This is a genomic window from Hydrophilobacter chitinilyticus (assembly GCF_049860745.1).
Taxonomy (GTDB): domain Bacteria; phylum Pseudomonadota; class Gammaproteobacteria; order Burkholderiales; family Burkholderiaceae_C; genus Rhodoferax_B.
In genome coordinates, this window is record NZ_CP187561.1 from 324,957 (window position 1) to 350,764 (window position 25,808).

Annotated in this window: 33 protein-coding genes; 25 read left to right on the forward strand and 8 right to left on the reverse strand. The window is 59.2% G+C overall.

Annotated features, from left to right (window positions below):
* Positions 1-85 precede the first annotated feature (85 nt).
* From ACPWMG_RS01525 to ACPWMG_RS01545, 5 genes are all read right to left on the reverse strand, one after another.
* Positions 86-385 carry a hypothetical protein gene (locus ACPWMG_RS01525; RefSeq protein ID WP_483302908.1) on the reverse strand — a complete coding sequence of 100 codons (300 nt, stop codon included), beginning with the start codon at positions 383-385 and terminating at the stop codon, positions 86-88.
* 326 nt (positions 386-711) lie between these two features.
* A complete protein-coding gene (locus ACPWMG_RS01530; RefSeq protein ID WP_483302909.1) occupies positions 712-1,077 on the reverse strand; it encodes an ElaB/YgaM/YqjD family protein in 366 nt (121 codons plus the stop codon).
* A 141-nt stretch (positions 1,078-1,218) separates the two neighbouring features.
* Entirely contained in the window at positions 1,219-2,055 is an 837-nt protein-coding gene (locus ACPWMG_RS01535) for a ParB N-terminal domain-containing protein (RefSeq protein WP_483302910.1), read from the reverse strand.
* Between the two features lie 114 nt (positions 2,056-2,169).
* On the reverse strand, positions 2,170-2,808 hold the full coding sequence (locus tag ACPWMG_RS01540) for a MarC family protein (RefSeq protein ID WP_483302911.1): 639 nt from the start codon (positions 2,806-2,808) through the stop codon (positions 2,170-2,172).
* A 23-nt stretch (positions 2,809-2,831) separates the two neighbouring features.
* The gene (locus ACPWMG_RS01545; protein ID WP_483302912.1) at positions 2,832-3,602 is read right to left on the reverse strand and encodes an SDR family oxidoreductase; all 771 of its coding nucleotides are present in this window, start codon (positions 3,600-3,602) and stop codon (positions 2,832-2,834) included.
* A gap of 188 nt (positions 3,603-3,790) precedes the next feature.
* Here ACPWMG_RS01545 and ACPWMG_RS01550 point away from each other — a divergent pair, with 188 nt between their 5' ends.
* From ACPWMG_RS01550 to ACPWMG_RS01570, 5 genes are all read left to right on the forward strand, one after another.
* Positions 3,791-4,390 carry a DsbA family protein gene (locus tag ACPWMG_RS01550; protein ID WP_483302913.1) on the forward strand — a complete coding sequence of 200 codons (600 nt, stop codon included), beginning with the start codon at positions 3,791-3,793 and terminating at the stop codon, positions 4,388-4,390.
* A 49-nt stretch (positions 4,391-4,439) separates the two neighbouring features.
* Complete coding sequence (locus tag ACPWMG_RS01555) at positions 4,440-5,138, forward strand: dienelactone hydrolase family protein (RefSeq protein WP_483302914.1); 699 nt, start codon at positions 4,440-4,442, stop codon at positions 5,136-5,138.
* Between the two features lie 20 nt (positions 5,139-5,158).
* Positions 5,159-6,055, forward strand: coding sequence for an amidohydrolase family protein (locus tag ACPWMG_RS01560; protein ID WP_483302915.1), 897 nt, complete (start codon positions 5,159-5,161; stop codon positions 6,053-6,055).
* A gap of 270 nt (positions 6,056-6,325) precedes the next feature.
* Positions 6,326-6,844: a hypothetical protein gene (locus ACPWMG_RS01565; protein WP_483302916.1), complete on the forward strand. Its 519-nt coding sequence runs from the start codon at positions 6,326-6,328 to the stop codon at positions 6,842-6,844.
* Positions 6,845-6,926: 82 nt separating this feature from the next.
* On the forward strand, positions 6,927-7,571 hold the full coding sequence (locus tag ACPWMG_RS01570; protein ID WP_483302917.1) for a glutathione S-transferase family protein: 645 nt from the start codon (positions 6,927-6,929) through the stop codon (positions 7,569-7,571).
* 24 nt (positions 7,572-7,595) lie between these two features.
* Here the strand turns inward: ACPWMG_RS01570 and ACPWMG_RS01575 are convergent, their stop codons facing one another.
* Entirely contained in the window at positions 7,596-8,483 is an 888-nt protein-coding gene (locus tag ACPWMG_RS01575; protein ID WP_483302918.1) for a LysR family transcriptional regulator, read from the reverse strand.
* A gap of 201 nt (positions 8,484-8,684) precedes the next feature.
* On the opposite strand from ACPWMG_RS01575, the gene ACPWMG_RS01580 reads away from it, so the two are divergent.
* From ACPWMG_RS01580 to ACPWMG_RS01600, 5 genes are all read left to right on the forward strand, one after another.
* Entirely contained in the window at positions 8,685-8,987 is a 303-nt protein-coding gene (locus tag ACPWMG_RS01580; RefSeq protein ID WP_483302919.1) for a DUF4148 domain-containing protein, read from the forward strand.
* 143 nt (positions 8,988-9,130) lie between these two features.
* Positions 9,131-9,433: a hypothetical protein gene (locus tag ACPWMG_RS01585; protein ID WP_483302920.1), complete on the forward strand. Its 303-nt coding sequence runs from the start codon at positions 9,131-9,133 to the stop codon at positions 9,431-9,433.
* Between the two features lie 127 nt (positions 9,434-9,560).
* Positions 9,561-9,863 carry a DUF4148 domain-containing protein gene (locus ACPWMG_RS01590; protein ID WP_483302921.1) on the forward strand — a complete coding sequence of 101 codons (303 nt, stop codon included), beginning with the start codon at positions 9,561-9,563 and terminating at the stop codon, positions 9,861-9,863.
* 413 nt (positions 9,864-10,276) lie between these two features.
* Positions 10,277-10,588 (forward strand): DUF4148 domain-containing protein, encoded by a 312-nt coding sequence (locus ACPWMG_RS01595; protein ID WP_483302922.1) that lies wholly within the window; start codon positions 10,277-10,279, stop codon positions 10,586-10,588.
* Positions 10,589-10,975: 387 nt separating this feature from the next.
* On the forward strand, positions 10,976-11,296 hold the full coding sequence (locus tag ACPWMG_RS01600) for a DUF4148 domain-containing protein (protein WP_483302923.1): 321 nt from the start codon (positions 10,976-10,978) through the stop codon (positions 11,294-11,296).
* Between the two features lie 91 nt (positions 11,297-11,387).
* Here ACPWMG_RS01600 and ACPWMG_RS01605 read toward each other — a convergent pair whose 3' ends face one another.
* Entirely contained in the window at positions 11,388-12,491 is a 1,104-nt protein-coding gene (locus tag ACPWMG_RS01605; protein WP_483302924.1) for a magnesium transporter CorA family protein, read from the reverse strand.
* A 67-nt stretch (positions 12,492-12,558) separates the two neighbouring features.
* A complete protein-coding gene (gene hemB, locus ACPWMG_RS01610) occupies positions 12,559-13,563 on the reverse strand; it encodes a porphobilinogen synthase (RefSeq protein ID WP_483302925.1) in 1,005 nt (334 codons plus the stop codon).
* Positions 13,564-13,838: 275 nt separating this feature from the next.
* On the opposite strand from hemB, the gene ACPWMG_RS01615 reads away from it, so the two are divergent.
* From ACPWMG_RS01615 to rpsS, 15 genes are all read left to right on the forward strand, one after another.
* Positions 13,839-14,267 (forward strand): CopD family protein, encoded by a 429-nt coding sequence (locus tag ACPWMG_RS01615; protein ID WP_483302926.1) that lies wholly within the window; start codon positions 13,839-13,841, stop codon positions 14,265-14,267.
* A 25-nt stretch (positions 14,268-14,292) separates the two neighbouring features.
* Positions 14,293-15,396, forward strand: coding sequence for a VanZ family protein (locus ACPWMG_RS01620; RefSeq protein ID WP_483302927.1), 1,104 nt, complete (start codon positions 14,293-14,295; stop codon positions 15,394-15,396).
* Between the two features lie 9 nt (positions 15,397-15,405).
* On the forward strand, positions 15,406-15,780 hold the full coding sequence (locus ACPWMG_RS01625; protein WP_483302928.1) for a (2Fe-2S) ferredoxin domain-containing protein: 375 nt from the start codon (positions 15,406-15,408) through the stop codon (positions 15,778-15,780).
* An 81-nt stretch (positions 15,781-15,861) separates the two neighbouring features.
* On the forward strand, positions 15,862-16,500 hold the full coding sequence (locus ACPWMG_RS01630) for an alpha/beta hydrolase (RefSeq protein ID WP_483302929.1): 639 nt from the start codon (positions 15,862-15,864) through the stop codon (positions 16,498-16,500).
* A 168-nt stretch (positions 16,501-16,668) separates the two neighbouring features.
* Positions 16,669-17,847, forward strand: coding sequence for a D-alanyl-D-alanine carboxypeptidase family protein (locus ACPWMG_RS01635; protein ID WP_483302930.1), 1,179 nt, complete (start codon positions 16,669-16,671; stop codon positions 17,845-17,847).
* Positions 17,848-18,059: 212 nt separating this feature from the next.
* Positions 18,060-18,437, forward strand: coding sequence for a 30S ribosomal protein S12 (rpsL, locus tag ACPWMG_RS01640; protein ID WP_483302931.1), 378 nt, complete (start codon positions 18,060-18,062; stop codon positions 18,435-18,437).
* A 149-nt stretch (positions 18,438-18,586) separates the two neighbouring features.
* Positions 18,587-19,060, forward strand: coding sequence for a 30S ribosomal protein S7 (gene rpsG, locus ACPWMG_RS01645; protein WP_422834860.1), 474 nt, complete (start codon positions 18,587-18,589; stop codon positions 19,058-19,060).
* Positions 19,061-19,141: 81 nt separating this feature from the next.
* The gene (fusA, locus tag ACPWMG_RS01650) at positions 19,142-21,244 is read left to right on the forward strand and encodes an elongation factor G (protein ID WP_483302932.1); all 2,103 of its coding nucleotides are present in this window, start codon (positions 19,142-19,144) and stop codon (positions 21,242-21,244) included.
* A 110-nt stretch (positions 21,245-21,354) separates the two neighbouring features.
* Complete coding sequence (tuf, locus tag ACPWMG_RS01655) at positions 21,355-22,545, forward strand: elongation factor Tu (RefSeq protein ID WP_483302933.1); 1,191 nt, start codon at positions 21,355-21,357, stop codon at positions 22,543-22,545.
* A gap of 18 nt (positions 22,546-22,563) precedes the next feature.
* Positions 22,564-22,878, forward strand: coding sequence for a 30S ribosomal protein S10 (gene rpsJ / locus ACPWMG_RS01660; protein ID WP_019575636.1), 315 nt, complete (start codon positions 22,564-22,566; stop codon positions 22,876-22,878).
* 201 nt (positions 22,879-23,079) lie between these two features.
* Positions 23,080-23,754, forward strand: coding sequence for a 50S ribosomal protein L3 (gene rplC / locus ACPWMG_RS01665; RefSeq protein WP_483302934.1), 675 nt, complete (start codon positions 23,080-23,082; stop codon positions 23,752-23,754).
* Positions 23,754-24,374 (forward strand): 50S ribosomal protein L4, encoded by a 621-nt coding sequence (gene rplD, locus ACPWMG_RS01670; protein WP_483302935.1) that lies wholly within the window; start codon positions 23,754-23,756, stop codon positions 24,372-24,374. The genes rplC and rplD overlap by 1 nt, the downstream gene beginning before the upstream one ends.
* Positions 24,371-24,685 (forward strand): 50S ribosomal protein L23, encoded by a 315-nt coding sequence (rplW, locus tag ACPWMG_RS01675; RefSeq protein WP_483302936.1) that lies wholly within the window; start codon positions 24,371-24,373, stop codon positions 24,683-24,685. Before rplD ends, rplW begins: the two co-directional genes overlap by 4 nt.
* A gap of 2 nt (positions 24,686-24,687) precedes the next feature.
* Positions 24,688-25,512: a 50S ribosomal protein L2 gene (gene rplB, locus ACPWMG_RS01680; protein ID WP_483302937.1), complete on the forward strand. Its 825-nt coding sequence runs from the start codon at positions 24,688-24,690 to the stop codon at positions 25,510-25,512.
* A gap of 10 nt (positions 25,513-25,522) precedes the next feature.
* Complete coding sequence (gene rpsS, locus ACPWMG_RS01685; protein ID WP_422834469.1) at positions 25,523-25,801, forward strand: 30S ribosomal protein S19; 279 nt, start codon at positions 25,523-25,525, stop codon at positions 25,799-25,801.
* Positions 25,802-25,808: the final 7 nt, after the last annotated feature.

Sequence of the window (25,808 nt, forward strand, 5' to 3'; positions counted from 1 at the left end):
CAGAACAACAAAGCCCCCCGCTTTTACCGAGTGGGGGCTTTGTTTTGATGCGGCCTGCGACCGTGTTGACCGCGCGCTTTGACTTTTATGGCAGCCAACCGCCATTGGCTTTCTTGGCTGCATTCATTTCAGCGATCACGTCGGCGCGTGTTTTCATGGTGCCTGCTTCAGCCATAGCGCCTTCTGGATTGGCGTGTGAGTTTTGGTTTAACTCGCCCTCTTTTTTGGCCATGGCGGTCTCGGTGCGTACGTCGGCACGCATCTTGGGCGTGCTGACCAGGGGGCTGCCGACAGGCAGTTCTGGGTCGCGCTGGGCAAAAGCGCTGGAGGCTGAAAGGGCGGCTACCGCCACCAAGGGTGCAAAGAGCAATTTGGACGATTTCATGGTACTTCCTGGTGAAGATCACAAGCAGCTTTACCACTGGCGCCCGGTGCCACTCATGACCGGGTGAGACACATCCATGTGCGAGCGTTTTGACGATGTCTCAATTCTGTATACATTTTTGAATGTGATCTTGGGAAGTTGAAAGACTGCGAATGCCGGGTAATTTAAAAACAAAATCAGAAACAAATTGAATCAATCGTTCTGCCAAATAACCTGTTGAGAGGTTGTTCGTGTGCGCATCCATCGGGCGCAAAAAAGCCGACCCCGTGAGGTCGGCTTTGCTCTGAACACGTGACGGTGAATGCCCGCGGCACGTTGTCTCAAAATTAGCGTCCGCGCAGCCAGCCCACAATTAGGCCTAAGACCAGTGCGCCGCCAACCGCCTGCAACGGATGGTCGCTCACAAATTCCTTGGCTTGTGTCAGCGCTTGGCGTGGCGCTTCGGCCAAACGCTGGCGCTTGTCATACAGCGACTCGGCGGCGGTTTCGGCGCGCTGCGACCAGCGGTCCACCGACTCGTGCGCGGTGCTGGAGACGCGGTCTATGGCGGCGCGCGTCGGGTCTGCCACCTTGTCGATGGTGTTGTGCAGCGTCGTGCCAAATTGGTTCACGCCCAGCGTTGCGTCGTTCTTCAGTAGTTCAGCCGTACCCATGATGTCGTCCTTTTCGGTCTTGAATGGTTTTGAAAACAAGGCACTGGTGGTGCCGTGGTTTCACTTTAGGCCGATGGGTGGATGAGGGCTGTCAGTTCAAGATGAACATCGTGTAGGACAGCGTAGGGCGTAAAAAAGCCGACCCCAGGATCGGCTGTTGTGATGAGCGCTGTAGGGCGATCAACTCGTGCCCTTCAACGCGGCCAGTTCTTCTTTCAACGCGGCGTTCTCGGCCGAGAGGCGCGCCACGGTTTGCTTCAGGCGCGCGATCATGCCTTCGGCCGATTCGGGTTCGGTGCGGGCCACGGCCTTGGCGGCGCGCACTTCACGTGCGGCGAGTTGCAGTTCTTTTTTGCCACCGGCGGCGGCGGCCACTTGTTCTTCCACTGGCAGGTCGGCCACGGTGGCGGCGGTGCTGATGGAGATGGTGCCGGTGCGAATGGCTTCCACCAGTTCAGGCGCGGCAGACTTCTGGATCTTTTCGATCTGGCTGATGGTGGCGCTGCTCACGCGTGCTTCGCGGGCCAGGGCTTCGCGTGACAGCGAGGGCTGGATGGCGGCCGCGACTTCCGTGGGCGATGCCACCTTGGCATCGGTCGTGTCAAAAGGGGCTTCTTGCGGGGTGGCTGCGTCGGCCACAGCCTCAACGGCGGGTGCGGGCTCCGAGGCCGCCGGTGCTGGTGCCGCCTTCTGGCGTGCAAACAGAATTTCCTTCTTGCGCAGGGCCAACACGCCGCGCTGAAAGTCAGAGACGCTGCGGCGGCCCAGGTGCTGCTCGATCATCCACAGGTGCACGTCTTCCATCGATTGGAAGCGCGTGTTCTGCACCGTCTGGAACGGGATGTTGTGCTGCGTGCAGATGCGGTAGCGGTTGTGGCCGTCGACCAGCACGTCGCCCCACAGCACCAGCGCATCGCGGCAGCCCTCATTCAGGATGCTGCGCTCCAGCGCGGCCGATTCGTCGGGGGTGAGGGGGTCGATGTAGGCGAGCAGGTCTTCGTTGACGGTGATTTGCATGGGGAGGGGAAAGGCGGGAAAGGGGGAAAAGGTGAGATTCCCGGCGCGCAAGGCGGCGCCGGAAATGCGGAAAGAGGGGCGTGATTGTAAAAGGCTCAGCCGTGCCGGCCGGAACTACAGACCTTTGCCCAAGATGGGGAACAGCTTGTGCAGCCCGTCGGTCATCACTTCTACCGCCAGCGCGGCCAAAATCAAGCCCATCAACCGCGTCATCACGTTGATGCCGGTTTTGCCCAGCACACGCGCAATCGGGTCGGCCAGCGAGAAACACAGCGCCGTGGCCAGGCCAATCACCATGCCGTATCCCACCAGCGTGGCCAGTTGCCACAGGTCTTTGGCCTTGTCGGCGTAAATCACCACGGTAGACATGGTGGCCGGGCCGGTGAGCAGCGGAATCGTCAGCGGCACCACGGCGATAGACGCACCCATCGAGGCCTTGTCTTCAGCCGCTCGCAACTCTTCGGCGTTTGATTTGGTCTCGGCCGTTTGTGCCTTCAGCATCGACATGGCGCTGAGCATCAGCAGCAGTCCACCGCCCACCTGAAAGCTCGCCAGCGAGATGTTGAAGAAGTCCAGAATCTGCAGGCCCAACACGGCACACACCGCAATCACACAAAACGCGCTGAAGGCCGACACCCACACCGTGCGCTGGCGCTGCGCATCGGAAAAGTTCTCGGTGTAGTGGATGAAAAACGGCACGATGGCCAGCGGGTTGACGATGGCCAGCAGCGTGATCAGCGGTTTGAAGTCCATGGGGTGGCCTGTGAGGTTGTGTTTTAACGCGCGCCCGACACGTCCACCAGCGACATGGTGGTGTAGCTGGCCTCGGGCGACAACAGCCAGACGATGGCCTGTGCCACTTCTTCGGCCGTGCCGCCGCGCTGCATGGGCACCAGGTGCTGCAGGTCGCGCACGCGGTTGGGCAGGCCGCCGCTGGCGTGGATGTCGGTTTCAATCAAGCCCGGGCGCACGGCATTCACGCGAATGCCTTCATCGGCTACTTCTTTGGCCAGCCCAATGGTGAAGGCGTCGATCGCGCCCTTGGTGGCCGCGTAGTCCACATACTGGTGCGGCGAGCCCAGGCGCGAGGCCGCGCTCGACACGTTGACGATGGCGCCGCCCTGGCCGCCCAGCCGGGTGCTCATGCGGCGCACGGCTTCACGCGCGCAATACAGGCTGCCCAGCACATTGATATCGAACATGCGGCGCAGGCGTTCGCCGGTCATGTCGACCACATCTGAAGGTTGGTCGACGACGCCAGCGTTGTTCACCAGCGCGCTCAGGGGGCCGAGCTTGGCATCCACATGGGCAAACATGGCCAGCACTTGTTCTTCGCTGGCCACGTCGGCCTTCACGGCGATGGCGCGGCCGCCGGGCAGGGCGCGGATCTGGCGCACCACCTCATCGGCAGCGAGCGAGTTGGCGGTGTAGTTCACCGCTACGGCATAACCTTTTTGTGCCGCCAGCAGAGCGGTGGCGGCGCCGATGCCACGGCTGGCACCGGTGATCAGCAAGACTTTTTGCGGAGAAGAATCCGATGAACTCAAGGCAAGGCTCCATAACGAAAGAGGGATGACACGCGAGCAAATGGCGTGCTTTACTGCGCGTTACATCATAGGCTGCGATCATAGGTTGCGGGGTCGGGTCTTCGGCAGGTTGAAGGCGAGACGGCGCTGAAACTATTACAGTGGAGCGCGCTCCAAAATCCGCCGTCCCCATAGCCTAGCGAGATCTCATGCCCACCATTGACTACTACTTCGCTCCGCACAGCCCCTGGTTCTACCTGGGCCACAGCCGCTTCGTTGCATTGGCCAAATCTACGGGGGCGCTAGTACGTGTGCGCCCGGTAGATTTGGGGCAAGTGTTCCCGGTGTCTGGCGGTTTGCCGCTGGCCCAGCGCGCGCCGCAACGGCAGGCGTACCGCCTGGTGGAGTTGAAGCGCTACAGCGCATTTCTGGGGTTGCCCATGCATGTGCAGCCACAGTATTTCCCGGTGGCGTCCGACCCTGCCGCCAAGCTCATCACCACCGTGGCCGCGCAAGATGGCGAAGCCGCCGCGCTGGATTTGGCCGGGCGCGTGGGCGCTGCGGTGTGGGCCGAACAACGCGACATTGCCGCGCGCGAAGCCTTGGCCGGGTTGCTGCGCGAAGCCGGTTTGCCCGCAGAGCGTCTGGCACAAGCGCAAACCGATGAAGTGCTGCACACCTATCAGTCTCATACCGAAGAAGCCATTGCCGCCGGGGTGTTTGGCTCGCCGACCTACGTGGTCGACGGCGAGCTGTTCTGGGGCCAAGACCGGCTTGATTTTCTGCAACGTCGGCTCGCGGCCGGCTGATCTGTTTTTATTCCGTTTTTATTTTTCGTCTGACCTTCAAAGGAAAACCATGTCGACTTACGTTCAACTCACCGCCGCCGACGGCAAAGCTTTCCCCGCCTATGTGGCCAAGCCCGCTGGCACGCCCAAGGGCGCCATCGTGGTGTTGCAAGAAATCTTTGGCGTGAACGCACACATCCGCTCCGTGGCCGACGGCTACGCTGCCGCCGGTTACTTGGCTGTGGCGCCTGCCACCTTCACCCGCTCGCAAGACGATGTGGAACTGGGTTACACCGGCCCCGACATGCAAGCCGGCGTGGCCCTGAAGGCCGCCGTTGAAGCGCTGCCGCTGCCTGGCGTGTTGCAAGACATCCAAGCCGCCATCGACTACGCCGCCCAAACCAGCGGCGGCAAGGTGGGCATCGTCGGGTACTGCTGGGGCGGCCTGCTGACCTGGCGCGCGGCCTGTGGCGTGGGTGGCGTGAAGGGCTTGGCCGCCGCCGTGCCTTACTACGGCGGCGGTGTCACCACCGAGGCCGAAATCGCCCGCAAGCCGCTGGTGCCCGTGCTGGCGCACTTTGGCGACCAAGATGCCCACATCAGCGTGCCATCGGTGCAAGCCTTTGAAAAAGCCCACCCCGAAGTGACGGTGCACCTGTATGCCGCCGACCACGGCTTCAACTGCGACCACCGTGGCTCGTACAACGCCGGTGCAGCCGCGACCGCGCTGGAACGCACGCTGGCGTTCTTCGCCAAACACGTCGGCTGATCACCCAAAGGAAGCGGCAAATGTTGAAGAAAAAATGGCTTCTAGCGCTTGCTGGATTGGCGCAGACAGCTCTTTTATTCATAGCATTTTCCGCCGCCGGGGCGCGCGCAGAGGCCTATACCGGCCCGCTGTTCGACGCCCACTTGCACTACAACGTCGAGGCTTGGAACGGCCAGAGCGGCCCCTATCCACCGGCCGAAGTGCTGGCGCGTTTGCAACGTAACGGCGTCAAGGCGTTTGTCGCCAACTCGCGCCCGAACGACGGCACACAGTGGTTGGCGGCCGATGGCGCCGTGCGCGCGGCCGGCGTGCAGGTTGTACCGTTGGTGCGCCTGTACCGCAACCGTGCCGACTACAGCAACTGGTTTCGCGACGAATCGATCTACACCATGGTGCAGGCCGAGTTGGCCAAAGGCACGGCCAGCGGGCCTTACAAGGGCATTGGCGAGTTCCACTTGTACGACAGCGCCAATGCCAATGGGCCCGTGGCACGCAAACTGATGCAGTTGGCCGAGGCCAAAGATCTGGTGGTGCTGGCGCACGTGGACGACGTGGCCATCGACCTGCTGTTGGCCCACGCCCCCAAAACCCGGCTCATCTGGGCGCACACCGGCATTGGCGGCACCCCGGTGGCGCGTGTCGATGCCTTGCTGGCGCGTTACCCGGGCTTGCGTGGCGAGTTGTCGTACCGGCCAGGTTTGACGTGTGGTAACGGCCAGTTGTGCCCCGAATGGCGCACGTTGCTGGCCAAGTACCCCGACCGCTTCATGGTCGGCTCGGACACCTGGGTGAACGAACGCTGGGCCAGTTATGACGACACCATGCAAGGCTACCGCACCTGGCTGGGCGAGCTGCCGCCCGCGCTGGCGCAAAAGGTGGCCTGGGGCAATGCGGCAGTTTTGTTTGGACTGCCCTGATCTATCAGGCTGGTTGACCCACCTGATTGTTTCGGCGTGTATTTGCGCCGATGTCCTACAGGCGCCGCATGTGCGTGCCCACTGCGCTTTAAATCCTGGCATCTAGACTCATCTAAAAACCATAGAACGCAGCTTGCTGTGCACGAAGGCTGAACTTAAAGCGTTGTGGATTGATCCAAACTGCATACCAGCAAAGCGCTTCCGTGCGCACCTTGAGTGGCATCCCGCCACTCCGCACGAGCCCTGCGCTACCCCGCGATAGGAGACACCGTGAAATTTTTGAACACCTCGTTGCTGATCATCCTGGCCGCAGGCCTGGGCGGTTGCGCGGTTTACCCCGACAGCCCGGCCTATGGCACGGTTTACAACAATGGCAGTGGCTACGGCAACGTTTACAACCAGCCACCAACGGTGGTTTATCAGCAACCGCAGCCGGTGTATGTGCAACCACGCCCGGTGTATGTAGAGCCGCGTCCCATCGTGGTGGAGCGTGAGCCGTACTACCGCTACGACAACCGCGGCAACCGGTATGACGATCGCTACCGCAACGACAACCGGAATGACCGCTACGACCGCGATGATCGCCGTCCTCCGCCGCAGGCGCGCCCTCAGCCCCAGCAGCCGCCACAGGCGCGTCCGCAGCAGGGCTACAGCCAGCCTCCGCTCGTCGACCAAGTGAAGCGCAACTTGCAAAATGATGGCAGGGCGCAGCAGAGAGCACCGCAGCCCGACCCGCGTTATCAACGCTCAGAGCAGCCTTACGTGGCGCCAGACACGTCAAAAAATTAAAGTTGGCGTCGAGCCAAAGATCAGTCAGAGACCAGCGCCAGTGGCGTATCTCTGGCTCAGTTGAACTTTCACACGGCATTCGATGGAACTGCATTACTACCCCAGCAACGCCAGCATGGCGCCGCATATTCTTCTGGAAGAAATCGGCCAGCCGTTTCGTCTGGCCAAGGTGGACCGTACCCGCGACGCACACAAATCGCCTGAGTACCTGACGCTTAATCCAAACGGCTTGATTCCGGTTTTGGTTGATGGCGACCTGGTGCTGTACGAGTCGGCCGCCATCTGTTTGCATCTGGTCGACAAACATCCGCAAGCGGGCCTTGCGCCAGCGTTGGGGTCGCCCGAGCGCGCGCATTTCTACAAGTGGCTGATCTGGATGACGAATACCCTGCAGTCGACCCTGCTGCTGTATTTCTATCCCGAACGCTGGGCTTCTCCCGACCAGATCCAGGGTGCCACCGCGTTGAAGGCCCGGGCAGAAGCCAAGGCCGGCATGCTGTTGGACCAATTGGACGCTGAACTGGCGCGCCACGGTGGCCTCTGGCTTCTGGGCGACCAATACACCGCGCTGGACCCGTTTGCGCTGATGTTGTGCCGCTGGACACGCGATTTCGGCCGGCCTGCGCGCAGCCTGCCGCAGTTGGGCGACTACCTGACGCGACTGCTGGAGCGGCCAGCGGTGCAGCGCGTCATCGCGCGAGAAGAGTTGCCTGCGCCCTTGGTTTGAGCCAGCTTTGTGTGCGCTGAGGGTTTAGGTGTTACGCCAGCGCAGTTCCATGTGCGCCAGCAAGGCCTTGAGCGCGGCGCTGTTGTGGCGCCGCTGCGCATAGGCTGCGTAAAACCAAATATCGTCAGGACTGGTACCGGGCAATACCGCTTGTAGCGCACCGGAGTCCAATAATTCGTGCACCAGAATGCGTGGCAAGCAGATCACGCCCAAGCTTTGCAGCGCCATGTGCACCAAGGGCACCGCATCGGTCGAGTCCATGCGGCTGCGTAGCGGCACACGCACCACCTCGCCATCCACCAGAAAGCGCCATTCAGGGTTGGGGCCTGCTAGCGAATAGGTGAGCGCATCGTGGTCACCCAGGTCGTCGGGGTGCTGGGGAATGCCGCGCTCGGCCCAATAGGCGGGCGTGGCGCACACCATCATCTCAACGCGGCGCAACTTGCGCACGATCTGGTTCGACTCGCCAATGCGGCCTACCCGCAGCGCGATGTCGATGCCTTCCTCCACGATGTCGACCATGCGGTTGTTCAGATCCAGGCTGACCGTCACCTCCGGGTACATCTTCATGAACTCGGCCAGCAACGCCGGCACGTGGATCGCGCCCAAGCCATGCGGCGCGGTCAGGCGCACGCGTCCGCTCGGCTGGTCGGAGCGATGGCGGATTTCATCGGCCGTGAGTTCAATCATCTCGATCAGCGGCGTGCAGCGAGAAAGCAACAGTTCGCCCGCATCGGTCAGGCTGACGGTGCGTGTGGTGCGATTGAACAGGCGTGTGCCCAGGCGGGTTTCCAGCTCCGCTACATATTTGCTGACATTGGCTTTGGAGACATCCAGCGTACGGGCGGCTGTGGAAAAGCTGCCGCGCGTGGCGACGGCTTTGAAGGTGCGTAGGAGTTCTAAGGTGTCCATTGTTTCCGGGCCCGAAACAGTCTAGTTCGTTTTAGACCCGTTTATTCCTGAAACTTCGGGCCTATCTTTTATTCACAGAGAGTGCAAGGTTGCAAACCCTGTACGCGACAGACCAGTGACCCAGCCAGCTCCATAGAGCTTGCATCTAGCCATAGGTTCCGCGCGTAGTCGTTGTAAGAAATATATAGAGGATAAGAAATCATGAACGCATCAAAAATTCTGTCTACCGCCTTGATCGCCATCGCGGCAGCATCGGCTGGCAGCGCGTTCGCTGCAGATGACGGCGGCTTGCCAGTGGTGGACAACACCGTGGTGAGCACCAAGACCCGCGCGCAAGTGCAGGCTGAATATGTCGCGGCTGTAAAGGCCGGCGAAATCAGCACCTACCGCGAAGACGCCTTCGCCCCGCAACTGGCTGCTGCCGCCAGCACCAAGACCCGCGACCAAGTGCGCGCCGAGTTGGTCGCTGCGCAGCAAAACGGCCAAGTGGGTGTGCACTGGTAAACCACTCAGAGATCACTTGTGTGATGCGAGCCCAACCGCCCTCATCACACAAAACCCAACGCTGAACCCTGCCTCTGGCGGCATCAGGGCCCGACGTCAATCAAGAAAAACATTGCCGCTATTAAATTGACAAGGAAATCATCATGAACGCATCCAAGTACCTCTCCGCAGCCCTCGTTGCTATCGCTGCCGTTTCTGCCTCTAGCGCTTTCGCTGCCGACGACGGTGGCTTGCCCGTGGTGAACAACTACGTGTCGGCTTCGACCCCCCGCGCTGCTGTGCAAACCGATTTGCAACGTGCTTACAAGTCCGGTGAATTGAACCAAAACGAAGCCCGCAACCTGGACGAACGTTTTGTCGCCACCAGCCAGCTCAGCCGCGAACAAGTGCGCGCTGAACTGAACGCCGCCATCAAGGCCGGCACGCTGGACGACCTGCGTAGCTAAGCCAAATCATGCACCGCAGGCCTTTGTAGGTCGGGTGCCAACGCCGAGCCCCGTGCATAGCGGCACCAGGGTTCGACGTGTGCAAGACACTTGCCGCTGAACCAAATTGAACTGATAGGACATCATCATGAACGCATCTAAATTCTTCTCCGCCGCCCTGGTTGCCGTTGCTGCCGTTTCCGCTTCCAGCGCTTTTGCTGCCGACGACGGTGGCCTGCCAGTGGTGAACAACTACGTGTCGGCTTCTACCCCCCGCGCTGCTGTGCAGACCGATCTGCAACGCGCTTACAAGGCTGGCGAACTGAACCAAAACGAAGCCCGTAACCTAGACGAACGTTTTGTTGCCACCAGCCAACTGACCCGCGAACAAGTGCGTGCTGAACTCAGCGCCGCCGCCAAGGCCGGTACGCTGGACGACCTGCGCAGCTAAGACCTGCACGCGCCGCTCTGGCGCTGGGTGAATCAAGCCGAACGAAGGCACCTCGATGAGGTGACCTTGCATTCAACAGACCTTCGGGTCTGTTTTGCGTTGTGGGGGCGATATTTTGAAGTTCGGAAACCGATCGAGGCTGAAGTTTTGGCTAGGCAAAAAGAATTTAGCTGATACAAGTATTGGGTGTCAGTGTTGATTTAAGGTCTCCAATGGATTTCGATCGAAACAATAGACTAAACAGCTTAATAAAAAATTGTTTCACAATTAAATGTGATTTACCAATTCAGAACATGTGATGCGCCGTATGTTTTTTATGATGAACATTCAATATGTGCATACGAAGGACGACAGGCGGTTTTTGAATTGTTCATATTCCGCGCCGTTCGACTGATTTGTTTAAGGAAATCACCATGACGTTATCCAAAGCTCTCTCCATGGCCCTGGTCGCTATGGCCGCAGTGGCTGCTTCCAGTGCATTCGCCCAACGCGATGCTGACCTGCCTACCGGAACGCCAGTGAACACCACTCCTCTGAGCCGTGCCGATGTCAAGGCTGAAACCGCCGAGGCCAAGAAAGAAGGCGAGTTGAACCAAAACTCGCACGCCAACCCAGCGGGTGACATGGCCAACGCAGGCAAGAAGAAGACCCGTGCCGAAGTCAAAGCCGAAACCGCGGCAGCCAGAAAAGCCAATGGCGGTATGCTGAAAACGCCAAAAGAATAAAAGCACTCTGCTCAAGATCAGAATAAACCGGCCCTTGTGGCCGGTTTTTTATTGGTGATGTGAATCTGAGGAGATTGCAGCCTCTCAAACAGGTGAACGCATTCGAATAGGTGTATTTGTTGAAATAATAGAATCATTTTTTATTTCTAAAAATGAGAAAATAAAAATAAAAAACAATTAATGACAATCTAATTCAAGTGTTCATATTGGATTTGGTGATTCAAATTAACATCGCATACCCATATGTAGTCATCTTGCTGTTTTTGATGACTTTGTATGCAAATGATGTCGTTTCGCACATCCCCAATGGGATATCTCGGTTACTCGAAGCGGCATCGGAAGGTAGCGCCCATCTGGTGCTGCCACCTGAACACTAAGGAAATACACATGAATACCTCCAAAATTCTCTGCGCGGCCCTCATGGCCGTGGCTGCTGCATCGGCTTCTACCGCTTTTGCCAGCGATGCCGGTGACGGTGGCGACGGCGGCTTGCCCAAGTGGAACCCGTACGTTTCGTCCACGAAGACCCGTGCCGACGTGCAAGCGGAACTGGCCCGCGCCAACAAAGTGGAAGAGTTGAGCCAAAACTCGCATGCCAACGTCGAAGGCGATATGGCCGAAGCGGGCAAGACTAAGACGCGTGCCGAGGTGGTGGCGGATACGGATGCCGTCCGCAAAGCCAATGGCGGCTGGTTGCCAACGCCTTGAGCTGAAGGTCTTGAATAGATAAAAACCGGCGTTACGCCGGTTTTTTTATGGGCCGCATCCTTTGCGGCGAGAGAGGCCGAGGGGCGGCTGCTCAGCGCGTGCGCGCCAAGTACCGTTTGCGCCAGAAGTACCAAGTCAGTCCTATGGCGATGATCAGCATCGCGCCCAGTGCCCACCAAAAGCCGGCATGCACGCGCAGCAGCGGCACGTATTCGAAGTTCATGCCGAAGATGCCGGCGATCAGGTTCAGCGGCAAGAAGATGGCGGTCAGCACCGTCAGCGTGCGCATGATGTCGTTGGTGCGGTTGCCCTGTGCGCTGAAGTGCATCTGCACTGTGGTCTCGACGCTTTGCTCCAGGCGGCGCACGTGGTGTACCACGCGTTCAATGTGTTCCTGCACGTCGCGGCTGCGCACGGCCAGCAGGTCGCGGTCGCGCTGGCCCAAGGGGGTGCTGGCGGGTGGCCAGGTTTCCATGCTGTCGATCCAGTCTTGCACGGCGGTGCGCTGGTCTTCGCAGATCTCGTCGAGCCGGTGCAGCGACAGCCGCACGTCCAGCAGAGTCGACCAGTTCTGAAAGCGTGCCCGTGGGTTGAGCAACTCGAACTGCCAATGGTCGATCTGTCGCGTGAGTTCGCGGCGCAGCTCCAGGAACGCGTCGACGATCTGGCTGACGATGCGCAGCATCAAGTCGGCGGGCGACGTGGGCACGCGCAAGCTCACACCGTGGCGGATTTCAGGCGTGGTGCTTTGCAGCAGCCGCGCGGCGTAGGCATCGCGCACCGCGCAGTCGCTGGGGTGCACGGTCAGCAGCAGTTGGTCGAACACGGCAAACCCCACGGCGCTGGTGTCGATTTGCCGCAGCACCGGTGGGCCGCTTTTGGCGCCCTCGGGCAGCAGGTTTTCGCTGTTGGCCGCAGTGTGTGCGGTGGCTAGGCGGCGAAACACCAGCAGGTCGTATTGCGAGGTGAAGTCGTAGCGGGAGGGTAAGTGGTGGTTCAGCAGGTCGGAGACGTGCAGGTCGACCAACTGCAGCCCACACACGTGCTGCAAAGTGCCCTGGATGCGCGGCAGGTGCAGCTGCAGTTCTTCACGCGTGCAGGCCATCCAGTAGAAGCCACCGGGGAGGGGCGCGGTGGGCCACTCGTCGGTTTCGGTGACGCCTTGGCCTTCGCTGACGATGTGGAAGATGCGCATGTGAATTCTTAAGTCAATTGGCCGATAGCGCTTGGCGTAGCAACGTAGGCCGCTACGGTATCAATAGCTATTCCTGACGCAGTTTACGCGCCGCGTCGAGCGCAAAGTAGGTCAATACACCGTCGGCACCCGCGCGTTTGAAGGCCAGCAGGCTTTCCATCATCACGGCGTCGTGATCGAGCCAGCCGTTTTGGGCGGCGGCCTTCAGCATGGCGTATTCGCCGCTGACCTGGTAGGCGAAGGTGGGCACGCGGAACTCGTCTTTCACGCGGCGCACGATGTCCAAATAAGGCATGCCGGGTTTGACCATCACCATGTCGGCACCTTCGGCGATGTCCATGGCGACTTCGCGCAGCGCTTCGTCGGTGTTGCCGGGGTCCATCTGGTAAGTCTTCTTATCGGCTTTGCCCAGGGTTTTGGCCGAGCCCACGGCGTCGCGGAACGGGCCGTAAAAGGCGCTGGCGTATTTGGCGCTGTAGGCCATGATGCGTGTGTGCACGTGGCCACCGGCTTCCAGCGCTTGGCGAATGGCGCCAATGCGGCCGTCCATCATGTCGCTGGGCGCCACGATGTCCACGCCGGCTTCGGCTTGGGCCAGCGCCTGCAGCTTCAGTACTTCGACGGTGTCGTCGTTGCGGATGTAGCCGTGCTTGTCGAGCAGTCCGTCCTGGCCGTGGCTGGTGTAGGGGTCAAGGGCCACGTCGGTCAACACGCCCAGATCGGGGAAGTGTTCTTTCAAGGCGCGCACCACGCGTGGCACCAGGCCGTCGGGGTTGTAGGCTTCGCGGCCTTCGGGATCTTTAAGTGAGGCGTCAATCACCGGGAACAGCGCGATCACCGGCACCCCCAAGCGCACACATTCCTCTGCCACGGGCAGCAGCAAATCCAGGCTGACGCGGTCCACGCCGGGCATCGACGCCACGGCTTGGCGTTGGTTCTGGCCGTCCAGCACAAACACCGGGTAGATCAGGTCGTGCACTTGCAAGGCATGCTCACGAACCAGGTTGCGGGTGAAGCTGTCGCGGCGCAGACGGCGGGGGCGACCGAAGGGGTACTGGGCAAAAGGCGTCATAGGAAGTGTGGGCAGGAGGATGCAGGGGAATGCCGAGGGAGTCGAAAATTGTGCCCCATTCAGCGGCTGAGGCCTTTAACCTAGGGGAAATCCCCCTGCGAAGCCACAAACGGTTTGCTAGATTGCGCCTGGGGCAGCTTGCTGCCCTCCCGCTTTACCTCCCTGAGCGGGCGCCTAGCGGTGTAACAACTTACAGGCTTGGCGCCCCGGCCTATTTGGTCGGGGCATTTTTTCTTGTGAATACATTCGACGTATCCAGGGCCTAAACTGCACCCATGCTCTGGATCAAAGCCTTTCACATCGTCTTCGTCGCCAGCTGGTTTGCTGGTCTGTTCTACCTCCCCCGCATCTTCGTCAACCTGGCCCTGGTGCCCGCAGATTCTGTGGCCGAGCGCGAGCGGTTGTTGTTGATGGCGGGCAAGTTGCTGCGCTTTACCACCATGCTCGCCGTACCAGCGCTGTTTTTTGGTGGCTGGCTGTGGTGGGTGTATGGCATTGGCCGTGGGCCGGGCAATGGTTGGATGCACGCCAAGCTGACCATTGTGTTGCTGGTCATTGGCTACCACCATGGTTGTGCGGTGCTGCTGCGCAAAATGCGCGCCGGCAAGCCCATGCGCAGCCACACGTGGTACCGCTGGTTCAATGAGGTGCCGGTGGTTTTGCTGTTGATCGCCGTGGTATTGGTGGTCGTCAAGCCGTTTTAGCTTGTAGAGGAGGGTAGCGTTCAGCATGTCTTCCATCCGCAGAACTTCCGCCTGGCCGCTGGCGCTGGTCTACACCGTGCTGGTGGTCTATGCCAGTCTGTATCCGTTTTCCGACTGGCGCGACCAAGGCATTGCGCCCTGGGCCTTTCTCACCGCGCCCCTGCCCAAATACTGGACCGGCTTTGATGTGGCCATCAACATGACCGGTTATGCCCCGCTGGGCTTCTTGCTCGCGCTGAGTGCGGTGCGTTCGCAGGCGACTAAGCATCCGATTGTCTGGGCGGCGCTGGGTGGAGGGGTGTTGTCGCTACTGATGGAAGGCACGCAAAGTTATCTGCCCGTGCGCGTGCCGTCGAACGTGGACTTTGCGCTCAACTTTGCCGGCACCCTGGTCGGCGCATGGCTAGCGTGGGCGCTCGATTGGGCTGGCCTCGTCAGTGCCTGGAGCCAGTTTCGCGCGCGCTGGTTTGTGGCCGATGCGCAGGGGGTGCTGGTGCTGTTGGTGCTGTGGCCGGTGGCATTGCTGTTTCCGCCAGCCGTGCCGTTTGGCTTGGGCCAGGTTCTGGAGCGCTTGGAGTCTTCGCTGGCAGAGGCCTTGATCGACACGCCGTTCCTGGAGTGGCTGCCGGTGCGCGATGTGGAGTTGCAGCCCCTGGTGCCCAGCGCCGAATTGGTGTGTGTGATGCTGGGCGCGCTGGTGCCCTGTCTGCTGGGCTACGGCGTGATTCGCAGTGTTCGTCAACGTGCGCTGTTCGCGGTGGTGATGCTGGGGCTGGGTGTGGCGGCTTCGGCCTTGTCGGCCACGTTGAGCTACGGGCCCATGCATGCGATGGATTGGGTGAGCTTTCCGGTGGAGGTGGGCCTGTGGGCCGCCTACATGTTCGCCGCCGTGTTGCTCCCGGTGCCGCGCCGGGGCTGCGCTGCGCTGGCGTTGGTGGCCCTGGTGCTGCACTTGAGCATTCTGAACACAGCGCCCACCAGTGCTTACTTTGCGCAAACACTCGCCACGTGGGAGCAAGGCCGCTTCATCCGCTTCCATGGCCTGGTGCAGTGGTTGGGCTGGCTGTGGCCCTATGCGGCTATCGTCTATGTACTGGGACGCGTGTCGCGCCGCGAGCCGCAAAACTAGAATGGCGTGATGAACGACGCCACCAAAACCCCACAGACAACCCCACAGCCTCCCCAAAAGTCGTACTACGAACGGCACATCTTCTTTTGCCTGAACGACCGCACCAACGGGGAAGACAGCTGCGCGCACCACAACGCGCAGGCCAGTTTTGACCGCTGCAAGTCGCAGGTGAAAAAAGCCGGTTTGGCGGGCCCTGGCGGGGTGCGCGTCAACAAAGCCGGTTGCCTGGACCGTTGTGCGGCCGGGCCGGTGGCGGTGGTCTACCCCGAGGCGGTGTGGTACAGCTTTGTCGACGAGAGCGATATCGACGAAATCGTCGAGTCGCACCTCAAGAATGGCGAAGTGGTGGAACGTTTAGTGACGCCGCCGCACCTCGGCCGCTGATCCAACCAAGGCTTTAAGCAAAATCGGCCTCTAGAGCTTTCTACATAAGCGTAGACAGCTCTATTTTTAATAGTAAATCAAATGAACAAATCGACCGAGCGACTGACCCTCACCGGCGCCGCTGGCGCGATTGAAGCCGTGGTGGATGCCCCCGCGCTGGCGGATGGCGAGCAAGCCCGTGGCACGGTGGTGGTGGCGCATCCGCACCCGCTGTTTGGCGGCACCATGGACAACAAGGTGGTGCAGACCTTGGCGCGCGCCTTTGTGCAATGCGGCTGGCGCACCGTGCGTTTCAACTTCCGTGGCGTGGGCGCTACCGCTGGCGTGTACGACGAAGGCCGTGGCGAAATGGCCGACCTGCTAAGCGTGGTGGAGCAAACCGCCCCGGCCCATGAGCCGTTGGCGCTGGCCGGCTTCTCGTTTGGCGCATTTGTGACCAGCCAGGCCGTGCAGGCACTGTGGCCCACGCGCCCGGTGCAAAAGCTGGTGCTGGTGGGCACGGCCGCATCGCGCTTCAAAGTGGCTGACGTGCCAGCCGAGGCGCACGAGCAAACCTTGGTGCTGCACGGCGAGCAAGATGAAACCGTACCGCTGGCCAGCGTGATGGACTGGGCGCGTCCCCAGTCGCTGCCTGTGACGGTAATTCCTGGGGGCGAGCATTTCTTTCACGGGCAACTGCCGCTGTTGAAAAGTTTGGTGATTAGGCACCTGCGAGCATGAACTTTGTGGGCTGAGCTTGGTCACAACCTGGCGTCGGTGTGGTCCATACATCTTTGCTATTGCCCCTGGTGATGCAATGCTGACCCGACGTCATGCGCCCTGAACCGTCAGCGGCCGCCGTTTTCGTCTCCCGTTTTTCCAGACTCTCTCGTTAGCCATCCCGTATCCATGAAATGTCTCTTCAGGGCGCTGTCAGCGCCTTTCCTCGCCTTATCTTGTGCCCTGGCTTTTGCCCAGCCCGTGGCAGGCCCCGAGGTCGCTGCCAAGTCGTATCTGGTGCTGGACGTGACGGCCAACCAAGTGCTGCTGGAGAAAGATGTTGACTCGCCCATGGAGCCGGCATCGCTGACCAAGCTGATGACGCAGTACTTGGTGTTCGATGCGCTCAAGTCCAAGAAAATCAGCCTGACGCAAACCCTGCCCGTCAGCGAGCGCGCCTGGAAGATGCCCGGCTCGCGTATGTTCATCGACCCCAAAATGCAAGTGCCTATCGACGACCTCATCAAGGGCATGGTCGTGCAGTCGGGTAACGATGCCACCATGGCGCTGGCCGAAGGCGTAGGCGGCACGGCAGAGCGCTTTGTGCAGCTCATGAACGAGCAGGCCAAGGCGCTGGGCATGAAGTCCACGACTTATCAAAACCCCGAAGGGTTGACTGTTCCCGGGCACACCACCACGGCGCGGGATTTGAGCATTCTGGCCACGCGCATCCTGCGCGACTTCCCCGAGTACACGCATTACTACGCCATCAAGAAGTACCACTACGCCGGTACGCCCAAGTCGAACGACAGCAACCGCAACACCTTGCTGTTCCGCGACCCCACCGTGGACGGAATGAAGACCGGGCACACCGATGCGGCGGGTTATTGCCTGATCGCCACCGCCAAGCGCGACTTCCCGAACCTGGCGGGCGCGGGTGCCACCACCGGCAGCCGCCGCATCTTGACCGTGGTATTGGGCACCGCAAGCGAAAACGCGCGCGCCAATGAGTCGCAAAAGCTGCTCAATTGGGCCTACACCGCCTACGAAGACGTCAAGTTGTTTGACGCCAATCAGCCCGCTGGCACGCCGCAGGTCTGGAAAGGCGCTTCCAATGTGCTGAAGCTCGGTCGTTTTGAGCCCATCGTGGTGGCGGTGCCGGCTGGTAACGCATCCAAGATCAAGACGCAAATCGTTCGTCCAGACCCGCTGGTGGCACCGTTCACCAAGGGCCAAGCTGTGGGCGTACTCAAGGTCACACTGAACGACCAACCGCTGGCAGAGGTGCCGCTGCTGGCCCTTGAAACCGTTGACCAGGCCGGCATTTTTGGCCGCGCCTGGGATGCGATCCGACTCTGGATTAAGTAAGTTTTTAGCTGTATGGCACGCCTTCTGAAGGTGATGCCACGCGGCGAAATAGCCCGAAAAACAGTGGATGCGGCGGCACGAAGTCGCCAATTCTGCTTACGGCTTGAGCAATTTTGCCAATCGGGCTATACTGGAGGGCTTTCCCGCTATTGGGGCGGGGGAGATTCATTTTTCGAACGTTTAGGGACGTTTCACGTTACAAGGAGGCTTAAGTGCCAACCATCAACCAGTTAATTCGCCAGGGACGCGAGGTCGAAACGATCAAGTCCAAGAGCCCGGCGATGGAAAATTCGCCGCAACGTCGCGGTGTTTGCACCCGTGTTTACACGACCACGCCTAAGAAGCCTAACTCGGCTTTGCGTAAGGTCGCCAAGGTTCGTTTGACCAACGGCTTTGAAGTCATCTCCTACATCGGCGGTGAAGGCCACAACCTGCAAGAGCACAGTGTTGTGCTGGTGCGCGGTGGTCGTGTCAAGGATTTGCCAGGTGTGCGTTACCACATCGTGCGCGGTTCGCTCGACTTGCAAGGCGTGAAAGACCGCAAGCAAGCGCGCTCCAAGTACGGTGCCAAGAAGCCTAAGGCTAAGTAAGCACTCGGTTTTTAGAGTATTTCGGTGCTGTTTTCCGCGTGGCGCGGAGATGCAGCGTAGTGACCCGCTGTGGGTCGAGTAAGTAAAAACCAAAATGGTTTTTGCGGTGTCTGCCAAGACGCCAACTGAAGCAAATTAAGAGGTGAAAAATGCCACGTCGTCGCGAAGTCCCTAAGCGTGAAATTCTGCCCGATCCAAAGTACGGCAATGTCGAGCTGTCCAAATTCATGAACGTGATCATGGAAGGCGGCAAGAAAGCAGTTGCAGAGCGCATCATTTATGGCGCCCTCGACTTTATTGAGAAGAAGAACCCTGGCAAAGACCCGCTCGAAGCCTTCGTCTTGGCGATCAACAACGTCAAGCCAATGGTTGAAGTGAAGTCCCGTCGCGTTGGCGGTGCCAACTACCAGGTTCCTGTTGAAGTGCGCCCTGTGCGCCGTCTGGCGCTGTCGATGCGCTGGCTCAAGGAAGCCGCTCGCAAGCGTGGTGAAAAATCCATGTCGCTGCGTTTGGCTAACGAATTGATGGAAGCCACCGAAGGCCGTGGCGGCGCCATGAAGAAGCGCGACGAAGTGCACCGCATGGCAGAAGCCAACAAGGCGTTCTCGCACTTCCGCTTCTAATCAATTCCCCCTAGCTCAAGTCGGCAAGCCCGTTCCACCGTTTATCGGATGGCGGGCTTGTTGCATTAACGAAAGAGAATCATGGCTCGCACTACCCCCATTGAGCGTTATCGCAACATTGGTATTTCGGCGCACATTGACGCTGGTAAAACCACCACCACCGAACGTATCCTGTTCTACACCGGTGTGAACCACAAGATTGGTGAAGTGCATGATGGCGCTGCCACCATGGACTGGATGGAACAAGAGCAAGAGCGCGGCATCACGATCACTTCGGCTGCCACGACCTGCTTCTGGAAGGGCATGGACAGCTCCTTCGCCGAGCACCGCATCAACATCATCGACACCCCCGGCCACGTGGACTTCACGATTGAAGTGGAGCGTTCCATGCGCGTGCTGGACGGCGCTTGCATGGTGTACTGCGCCGTGGGTGGCGTGCAGCCGCAGTCTGAAACCGTGTGGCGTCAGGCTAACAAGTACAAAGTGCCACGTCTGGCCTTCGTGAACAAGATGGACCGTACCGGTGCCAACTTCTTCAAGGTTGTGGAGCAGATGAAGTTGCGCCTGAAGGCCAACCCTGTGCCAATCGTCATCCCAATCGGTGCTGAAGAAAACTTCACCGGCGTGGTCGACCTGCGCAAGATGAAGGCCATCATCTGGGATGAAGCCTCGCAAGGCATGAAGTTCAACTTCGAAGAAATTCCAGCTGACTTGCTCGAAACCGCCAAGGAGTGGCGCGAGAAGATGGTTGAAGCTGCTGCCGAAGCCTCTGAAGAGCTGATGAACAAGTACTTGGAAGAAGGCGATCTGACGGAAGAAGAGATCACCCAAGGCTTGCGCACGCGCACCATCAACGGCGAAATTCAGCCCATGTTGTGCGGTACCGCGTTCAAGAACAAGGGCGTGCAGCGCATGCTGGATGCCGTCATCGAACTGATGCCTTCGCCTCTCGACGTGAAAGCCATCAAGGGCTTTGACGAAGACGAAAAAGAAGTCACCCGTAAGGCTGATGACGACGAAAAGTTCTCTGCTCTGGCATTCAAGCTGATGACCGACCCGTTTGTGGGTCAGCTCACCTTCGTGCGCGTCTACTCCGGCGTGCTGAAGAAGGGCGACACGGTGTACAACTCGGTGCGTGGCAAGAAAGAGCGTATCGGCCGTATCGTGCAGATGCACGCCAACAACCGCGAAGAAGTTGATGAAATTCGCGCCGGCGACATCGCTGCTTGCGTGGGTTTGAAGGACGTCACCACCGGTGAAACCTTGTGCGATCCAAGCTCCGTGATCACGCTGGAACGCATGGTGTTCCCTGACTCGGTGATCCGCCAGGCTGTTGAACCGAAGTCCAAGGCTGACCAGGAAAAGATGGGCATGGCCCTGAGCCGTCTGGCTGCTGAAGATCCGTCTTTCCGCGTGCAGACCGACGAAGAATCCGGTCAGACCATCATCGGTGGCCAAGGCGAATTGCACTTGGAAATCATCGTTGACCGCATGAAGCGCGAATTCGGCGTTGAAGCCAACGTTGGTAAGCCACAAGTGGCCTACCGCGAAACCATCCGCAAGACCGTCGAAGAAGCCGAAGGCAAGTTCGTGCGTCAGTCCGGTGGTAAGGGCCAGTACGGTCACGTTGTGCTGAAGATCGAACCCAACGAAGCCGGCAAGGGCATCGAGTTCGTCGACGCGATCAAGGGCGGCGTGGTGCCACGCGAATTCATCCCAGCGGTGGAAAAGGGTATCAACGAAGCCGTGGGTCAAGGCGTGTTGGCTGGTTACCCCGTTGTGGACGTCAAGGTCACGCTGCACTTCGGTTCGTACCACGATGTGGACTCGAACGAACTCGCGTTCAAGATGGCTGCCATCTTCGGTTTCAAGGAAGGTTGCCGCAAGGCCAACCCGGTTATCCTGGAGCCCATGATGTCCGTCGAAGTGGAAACGCCTGAAGACTACGCCGGTAACGTGATGGGTGACTTGTCATCCCGCCGCGGTATGGTGCAGGGCATGGACGACATGGTCGGCGGCGGTAAGGCCATCAAGGCTGAAGTGCCACTGTCCGAAATGTTCGGCTACTCCACCACGCTGCGTTCGATGTCGCAAGGCCGTGCAACGTACACGATGGAGTTCAAGCACTACGCCGAAGCTCCTCGCAACGTTGCTGAAGCCATCATGGCTTCCCGCGCGAAGTAATTTAAGTTTGTCTGCGACAGCGCGCCGCCTTGTCCCCCGTGCGAGGCGATTCAGCAGTGCTGTGCAGACGTTAAACCGTACACGGGTATAGCTCTTTTGGAGATTGAAAAATGGGAAAAGAAAAGTTTGAACGTACCAAGCCGCACGTCAACGTTGGCACGATTGGCCACGTGGACCACGGCAAGACCACGCTGACCGCAGCCATCACCACCGTTTTGGCAGCCAAGTTCGGCGGCCAAGCCAAAGCCTACGACCAGATCGACGCAGCTCCTGAAGAAAAGGCACGCGGCATCACGATCAACACCGCCCACGTCGAATACGAAACCGCCAATCGCCACTACGCCCACGTGGATTGCCCCGGTCACGCCGACTATGTGAAGAACATGATCACCGGTGCCGCCCAGATGGACGGCGCCATTTTGGTGTGTTCGGCCGCTGATGGCCCAATGCCCCAAACCCGTGAACACATCTTGCTGGCTCGCCAAGTGGGCGTGCCTTACATCATCGTGTTCCTGAACAAGTGCGACATGGTCGACGACGCCGAACTGCTCGAACTCGTTGAAATGGAAGTGCGCGAACTGCTCGACAAATACGAGTTCCCAGGCGACGACACCCCCATCATCCACGGCAGCGCCAAGCTGGCCATGGAAGGTGACAAGGGCGACCTCGGCGAAGGCGCCATTCTGAAGTTGGCCGAAGCACTGGACAGCTACATCCCCACGCCTGAGCGCGCTGTGGACGGTGCTTTCCTGATGCCCGTGGAAGACGTGTTCTCGATCTCCGGTCGCGGCACCGTGGTGACCGGCCGTGTTGAACGCGGTATCGTCAAAGTCGGCGAAGAAATCGAAATCGTCGGTATCTCTGACACGCAAAAGACCATCTGCACCGGCGTGGAAATGTTCCGCAAGCTGCTGGACCAAGGTCAAGCAGGCGACAACGTCGGCATCTTGCTGCGCGGTACCAAGCGCGAAGACGTGCAACGCGGCCAAGTGCTGTGCAAGCCCGGTTCGATCAAGCCCCACACCCACTTCACGGGTGAGGTGTATGTGCTGTCGAAGGACGAAGGTGGCCGTCACACGCCTTTCTTCAACAACTACCGTCCTCAGTTCTACTTCCGTACGACCGACGTGACCGGCGCCATCGAATTGCCAGAAGGCAAGGAAATGGTCATGCCTGGTGACAACGTGTCGATCACGGTCAAGCTTATCGCTCCGATCGCCATGGAAGAAGGCCTGCGCTTCGCTATCCGTGAAGGCGGTAAGACCGTTGGCGCTGGCGTTGTGGCCAAGATCATCGCGTAATTCAAAGAAGGAATTACCATGTCTACCAAGCAAAAAATCCGCATCCGCCTGAAGGCGTTTGACTACAAGCTCATCGACCAATCGGCCGCTGAAATTGTGGACACCGCCAAGCGTACCGGCGCTATCGTCAAGGGGCCCGTGCCACTGCCGACGCGCATGAAGCGTTTCGACATTCTGCGTTCGCCTCACGTCAACAAGACGAGCCGTGACCAGTTTGAAATCCGCACTCACCAACGTCTGATGGACATCGTCGATCCGACGGACAAGACTGTTGACGCTCTGATGAAACTCGATTTGCCAGCTGGCGTCGACGTCGAAATCAAGCTGCAATAAGACAGTAGGCCGGTCCCGCAATGGCCGGTCTAGGTGTTAAATAACGCGAACTTGCTGAAAAGCATAGTTCGCGTTATAATTTTTGGCTCTGTGCCGGATGCGCATTCGTGCGTACCGAGTTGCAGAGTTTTATTAACCTCTCTCACATACAAAACCAAGTAGCCAATTGCAGTTGCTTGGGTGAGAGTCATGGAGAAAACAATGAGTCAAAGCAACTCCCTAGGGTTGCTGGGTCGCAAAGTGGGCATGATGCGTCTGTTCACCGATGACGGGGACGCAGTGCCTGTCACGGTGGTGGATGTATCCAACAACCGCGTAACCCAGATCAAAACCCAAGAGAACGACGGCTACGTGGCCTTGCAGGTCACGTTTGGCGCACGCCGGGCTTCCCGCGTCACCAAGCCAGCCGCTGGCCACTTGGCCAAAGCCGGTGTTGAAGCCGGTGAAATCACCCAAGAATTCCGCGTGACCGCTGAAGCCGCAGGTCAGTACCAAGCTGGTGCTGCCGTGCCGGTGAACGCCGTGTTTGCTGTTGGCCAAAAGGTTGACGTGCAAGGTACGTCGATTGGTAAGGGTTACGCCGGTACGATCAAGCGCCACAACATGAGCTCGCAACGTGCATCGCACGGTAACAGCCGCTCGCACAATGTTCCTGGCTCGATCGGTATGGCACAAGACCCAGGTCGCGTGTTTCCGGGCAAGCGCATGACGGGCCATTTGGGCGACGTCACCGTGACCACCCAAAACCTCGACGTGATCCGAGTGGACGAAGCCCGTCAGCTGTTGCTGATCAAGGGTGCCATCCCCGGTTCTAAGGGCGGCTTCGTGACCGTGCGTCCAGCCGTCAAGGTCAAAGCATCTAAAGGAGCGAACTGATGCAGCTCGAACTCCTGAACGACCAAGGTCAAGCAGCGTCGAAGATCGACGTGCCTGAAACCGTTTTTGGTCGTGATTACAACGAAGATCTGGTACACCAAGTGGTCGTGGCCTTCCAGGCCAACGCTCGTCAAGGTACGCGCGCCCAGAAGGATCGTGAACAAGTTCGTCACTCGACCAAGAAGCCTTTTAAACAAAAGGGTACTGGCCGTGCACGTGCAGGTATGACGTCTTCGCCTCTGTGGCGTGGCGGTGGTCGGATTTTCCCGAACATGCCTAACGAAAACTTCACGCAGAAGATCAACAAGAAGATGTACCGCGCCGGTATGGCCGCCATCTTCTCGCAGCTGGCACGCGAAGGCCGCCTGGCTGTGGTTGACTCGCTGACCGTTGACTCCCCCAAGACCAAGCCTCTGGCTGCCAAGTTCAAAGCTATGAACCTGGCGTCGGTGTTGGTGATCGCCGACGAAGTCGACGAAAACCTGTACCTGGCTTCGCGCAACCTGGTGAACATCCTGGTTGTCGAGCCACGTTACGCTGATCCCGTGTCGCTCGTGCATTACAAGAAGGTTCTTGTCACGAAGGCTGCCATGGACAAACTCAAGGAGATGTTTGCATGAGCACCGCTAAGTTCGACGAAGGTCGTCTGATGCAAGTGTTGGTCGCGCCTGTGGTGTCTGAAAAGGCCACCATGGTTGCCGAGAAGTCCAACGCTGTGACGTTCAAGGTGCTGCAAGACGCTACCAAGCCTGAAATCAAAGCCGCTGTGCAATTGATGTTCAAGGTCGACGTGGTTGGCGTTTCTGTGGTCAATACCAAGGGCAAGACCAAGCGCTTTGGCAAGTCCATCGGCCGTCGCGACAACGTTCGCAAAGCCTATGTGACGCTCAAGCCAGGTCAAGAGCTGAACCTGACCGGGGAGGCCGCGTAATCATGGCTGTTATTAAAATGAAACCAACTTCACCAGGCCAACGTGGCATGGTGAAGGTGACGCGCGATCACCTGTACAAGGGCGCGCCTCACGCAGCTTTGCTGGAACCACAATTCCAGAAAGCCGGCCGTAACAACAACGGTCACATCACGACGCGTCACCGCGGCGGTGGTCACAAGCACCATTACCGTGTGGTCGATTTCGTGCGCAACAAGGATGGCATTCCTGCGAAGGTTGAGCGCGTTGAGTACGATCCAAACCGTACTGCGCACATCGCTTTGCTGTGCTACGCAGACGGCGAACGTCGTTACATCATTGCACCTCGTGGCGTAGAAGCCGGTGCAACGCTGTTGAGCGGTGCTGAAGCCCCGATCCGCGCTGGTAACACGCTGCCGATCCGCAACATCCCCGTCGGTTCGACGATCCACTGCATCGAGCTCAAGCCCGGTGCTGGTGCTCAGATCGCCCGTTCCGCTGGTGCTTCCGCGACGCTGCTGGCCCGTGAAGGTACTTACGCTCAAGTTCGTATGCGCTCTGGCGAAGTTCGCAAGATCCATATCGAATGCCGTGCAACCATCGGTGAAGTCGCCAACGAAGAACACAGCCTGCGCCGTTTGGGCAAGGCCGGTGTGAAGCGCTGGATGGGTATTCGTCCTACCGTTCGCGGTGTGGTCATGAACCCTGTGGATCACCCACACGGTGGTGGTGAAGGTAAGACCGGCGAAGGCCGTCACCCAGTCGATCCTTGGGGCAATCTGACCAAGGGCTATCGCACCCGTAACAATAAGCGCACCCAGGTGATGGTTGTGTCGCGTCGCAAGAAGTAAGGGCTAGGCAATGACTCGCTCACTCAAAAAAGGTCCTTTCGTTGACCATCACTTGGTGGCTAAGGCTGAAAAGGCCGTTGCTACCAAAGACAAAAAGCCAATCAAGACCTGGTCGCGTCGCTCCATGATCTTGCCCGATTTCATCGGCCTGACCATCGCTGTGCATAACGGCAAGCAGCACGTCCCTGTCTATATCACCGACCAAATGGTGGGCCACAAGTTGGGCGAGTTCGCACTCACCCGTACTTTCAAGGGTCACCCAGCCGACAAAAAAGTCGTGCGGAAATAAGGAAAGA

What these genes read in the sequence shown, in the direction of transcription:
- ACPWMG_RS01525 (WP_483302908.1), bottom strand. Translation starts at nt 385, where the DNA reads ATGAAATCGTCCAAATTGCTCTTTGCACCCTTGGTGGCGGTAGCCGCC.
- ACPWMG_RS01535 (WP_483302910.1), bottom strand. Translation starts at nt 2,055, where the DNA reads ATGCAAATCACCGTCAACGAAGACCTGCTCGCCTACATCGACCCCCTC.
- ACPWMG_RS01540 (WP_483302911.1), bottom strand. Translation starts at nt 2,808, where the DNA reads ATGGACTTCAAACCGCTGATCACGCTGCTGGCCATCGTCAACCCGCTG.
- ACPWMG_RS01550 (WP_483302913.1), top strand. Translation starts at nt 3,791, where the DNA reads ATGCCCACCATTGACTACTACTTCGCTCCGCACAGCCCCTGGTTCTAC.
- ACPWMG_RS01555 (WP_483302914.1), top strand. Translation starts at nt 4,440, where the DNA reads ATGTCGACTTACGTTCAACTCACCGCCGCCGACGGCAAAGCTTTCCCC.
- ACPWMG_RS01560 (WP_483302915.1), top strand. Translation starts at nt 5,159, where the DNA reads ATGTTGAAGAAAAAATGGCTTCTAGCGCTTGCTGGATTGGCGCAGACA.
- ACPWMG_RS01570 (WP_483302917.1), top strand. Translation starts at nt 6,927, where the DNA reads ATGGAACTGCATTACTACCCCAGCAACGCCAGCATGGCGCCGCATATT.
- ACPWMG_RS01575 (WP_483302918.1), bottom strand. Translation starts at nt 8,483, where the DNA reads ATGGACACCTTAGAACTCCTACGCACCTTCAAAGCCGTCGCCACGCGC.
- ACPWMG_RS01580 (WP_483302919.1), top strand. Translation starts at nt 8,685, where the DNA reads ATGAACGCATCAAAAATTCTGTCTACCGCCTTGATCGCCATCGCGGCA.
- ACPWMG_RS01585 (WP_483302920.1), top strand. Translation starts at nt 9,131, where the DNA reads ATGAACGCATCCAAGTACCTCTCCGCAGCCCTCGTTGCTATCGCTGCC.
- ACPWMG_RS01590 (WP_483302921.1), top strand. Translation starts at nt 9,561, where the DNA reads ATGAACGCATCTAAATTCTTCTCCGCCGCCCTGGTTGCCGTTGCTGCC.
- ACPWMG_RS01595 (WP_483302922.1), top strand. Translation starts at nt 10,277, where the DNA reads ATGACGTTATCCAAAGCTCTCTCCATGGCCCTGGTCGCTATGGCCGCA.
- ACPWMG_RS01600 (WP_483302923.1), top strand. Translation starts at nt 10,976, where the DNA reads ATGAATACCTCCAAAATTCTCTGCGCGGCCCTCATGGCCGTGGCTGCT.
- ACPWMG_RS01605 (WP_483302924.1), bottom strand. Translation starts at nt 12,491, where the DNA reads ATGCGCATCTTCCACATCGTCAGCGAAGGCCAAGGCGTCACCGAAACC.
- hemB (WP_483302925.1), bottom strand. Translation starts at nt 13,563, where the DNA reads ATGACGCCTTTTGCCCAGTACCCCTTCGGTCGCCCCCGCCGTCTGCGC.
- ACPWMG_RS01615 (WP_483302926.1), top strand. Translation starts at nt 13,839, where the DNA reads ATGCTCTGGATCAAAGCCTTTCACATCGTCTTCGTCGCCAGCTGGTTT.
- ACPWMG_RS01620 (WP_483302927.1), top strand. Translation starts at nt 14,293, where the DNA reads ATGTCTTCCATCCGCAGAACTTCCGCCTGGCCGCTGGCGCTGGTCTAC.
- ACPWMG_RS01625 (WP_483302928.1), top strand. Translation starts at nt 15,406, where the DNA reads ATGAACGACGCCACCAAAACCCCACAGACAACCCCACAGCCTCCCCAA.
- ACPWMG_RS01630 (WP_483302929.1), top strand. Translation starts at nt 15,862, where the DNA reads ATGAACAAATCGACCGAGCGACTGACCCTCACCGGCGCCGCTGGCGCG.
- ACPWMG_RS01635 (WP_483302930.1), top strand. Translation starts at nt 16,669, where the DNA reads ATGAAATGTCTCTTCAGGGCGCTGTCAGCGCCTTTCCTCGCCTTATCT.
- rpsG (WP_422834860.1), top strand. Translation starts at nt 18,587, where the DNA reads ATGCCACGTCGTCGCGAAGTCCCTAAGCGTGAAATTCTGCCCGATCCA.
- fusA (WP_483302932.1), top strand. Translation starts at nt 19,142, where the DNA reads ATGGCTCGCACTACCCCCATTGAGCGTTATCGCAACATTGGTATTTCG.
- tuf (WP_483302933.1), top strand. Translation starts at nt 21,355, where the DNA reads ATGGGAAAAGAAAAGTTTGAACGTACCAAGCCGCACGTCAACGTTGGC.
- rpsJ (WP_019575636.1), top strand. Translation starts at nt 22,564, where the DNA reads ATGTCTACCAAGCAAAAAATCCGCATCCGCCTGAAGGCGTTTGACTAC.
- rplC (WP_483302934.1), top strand. Translation starts at nt 23,080, where the DNA reads ATGAGTCAAAGCAACTCCCTAGGGTTGCTGGGTCGCAAAGTGGGCATG.
- rplD (WP_483302935.1), top strand. Translation starts at nt 23,754, where the DNA reads ATGCAGCTCGAACTCCTGAACGACCAAGGTCAAGCAGCGTCGAAGATC.
- rplW (WP_483302936.1), top strand. Translation starts at nt 24,371, where the DNA reads ATGAGCACCGCTAAGTTCGACGAAGGTCGTCTGATGCAAGTGTTGGTC.
- rplB (WP_483302937.1), top strand. Translation starts at nt 24,688, where the DNA reads ATGGCTGTTATTAAAATGAAACCAACTTCACCAGGCCAACGTGGCATG.
- rpsS (WP_422834469.1), top strand. Translation starts at nt 25,523, where the DNA reads ATGACTCGCTCACTCAAAAAAGGTCCTTTCGTTGACCATCACTTGGTG.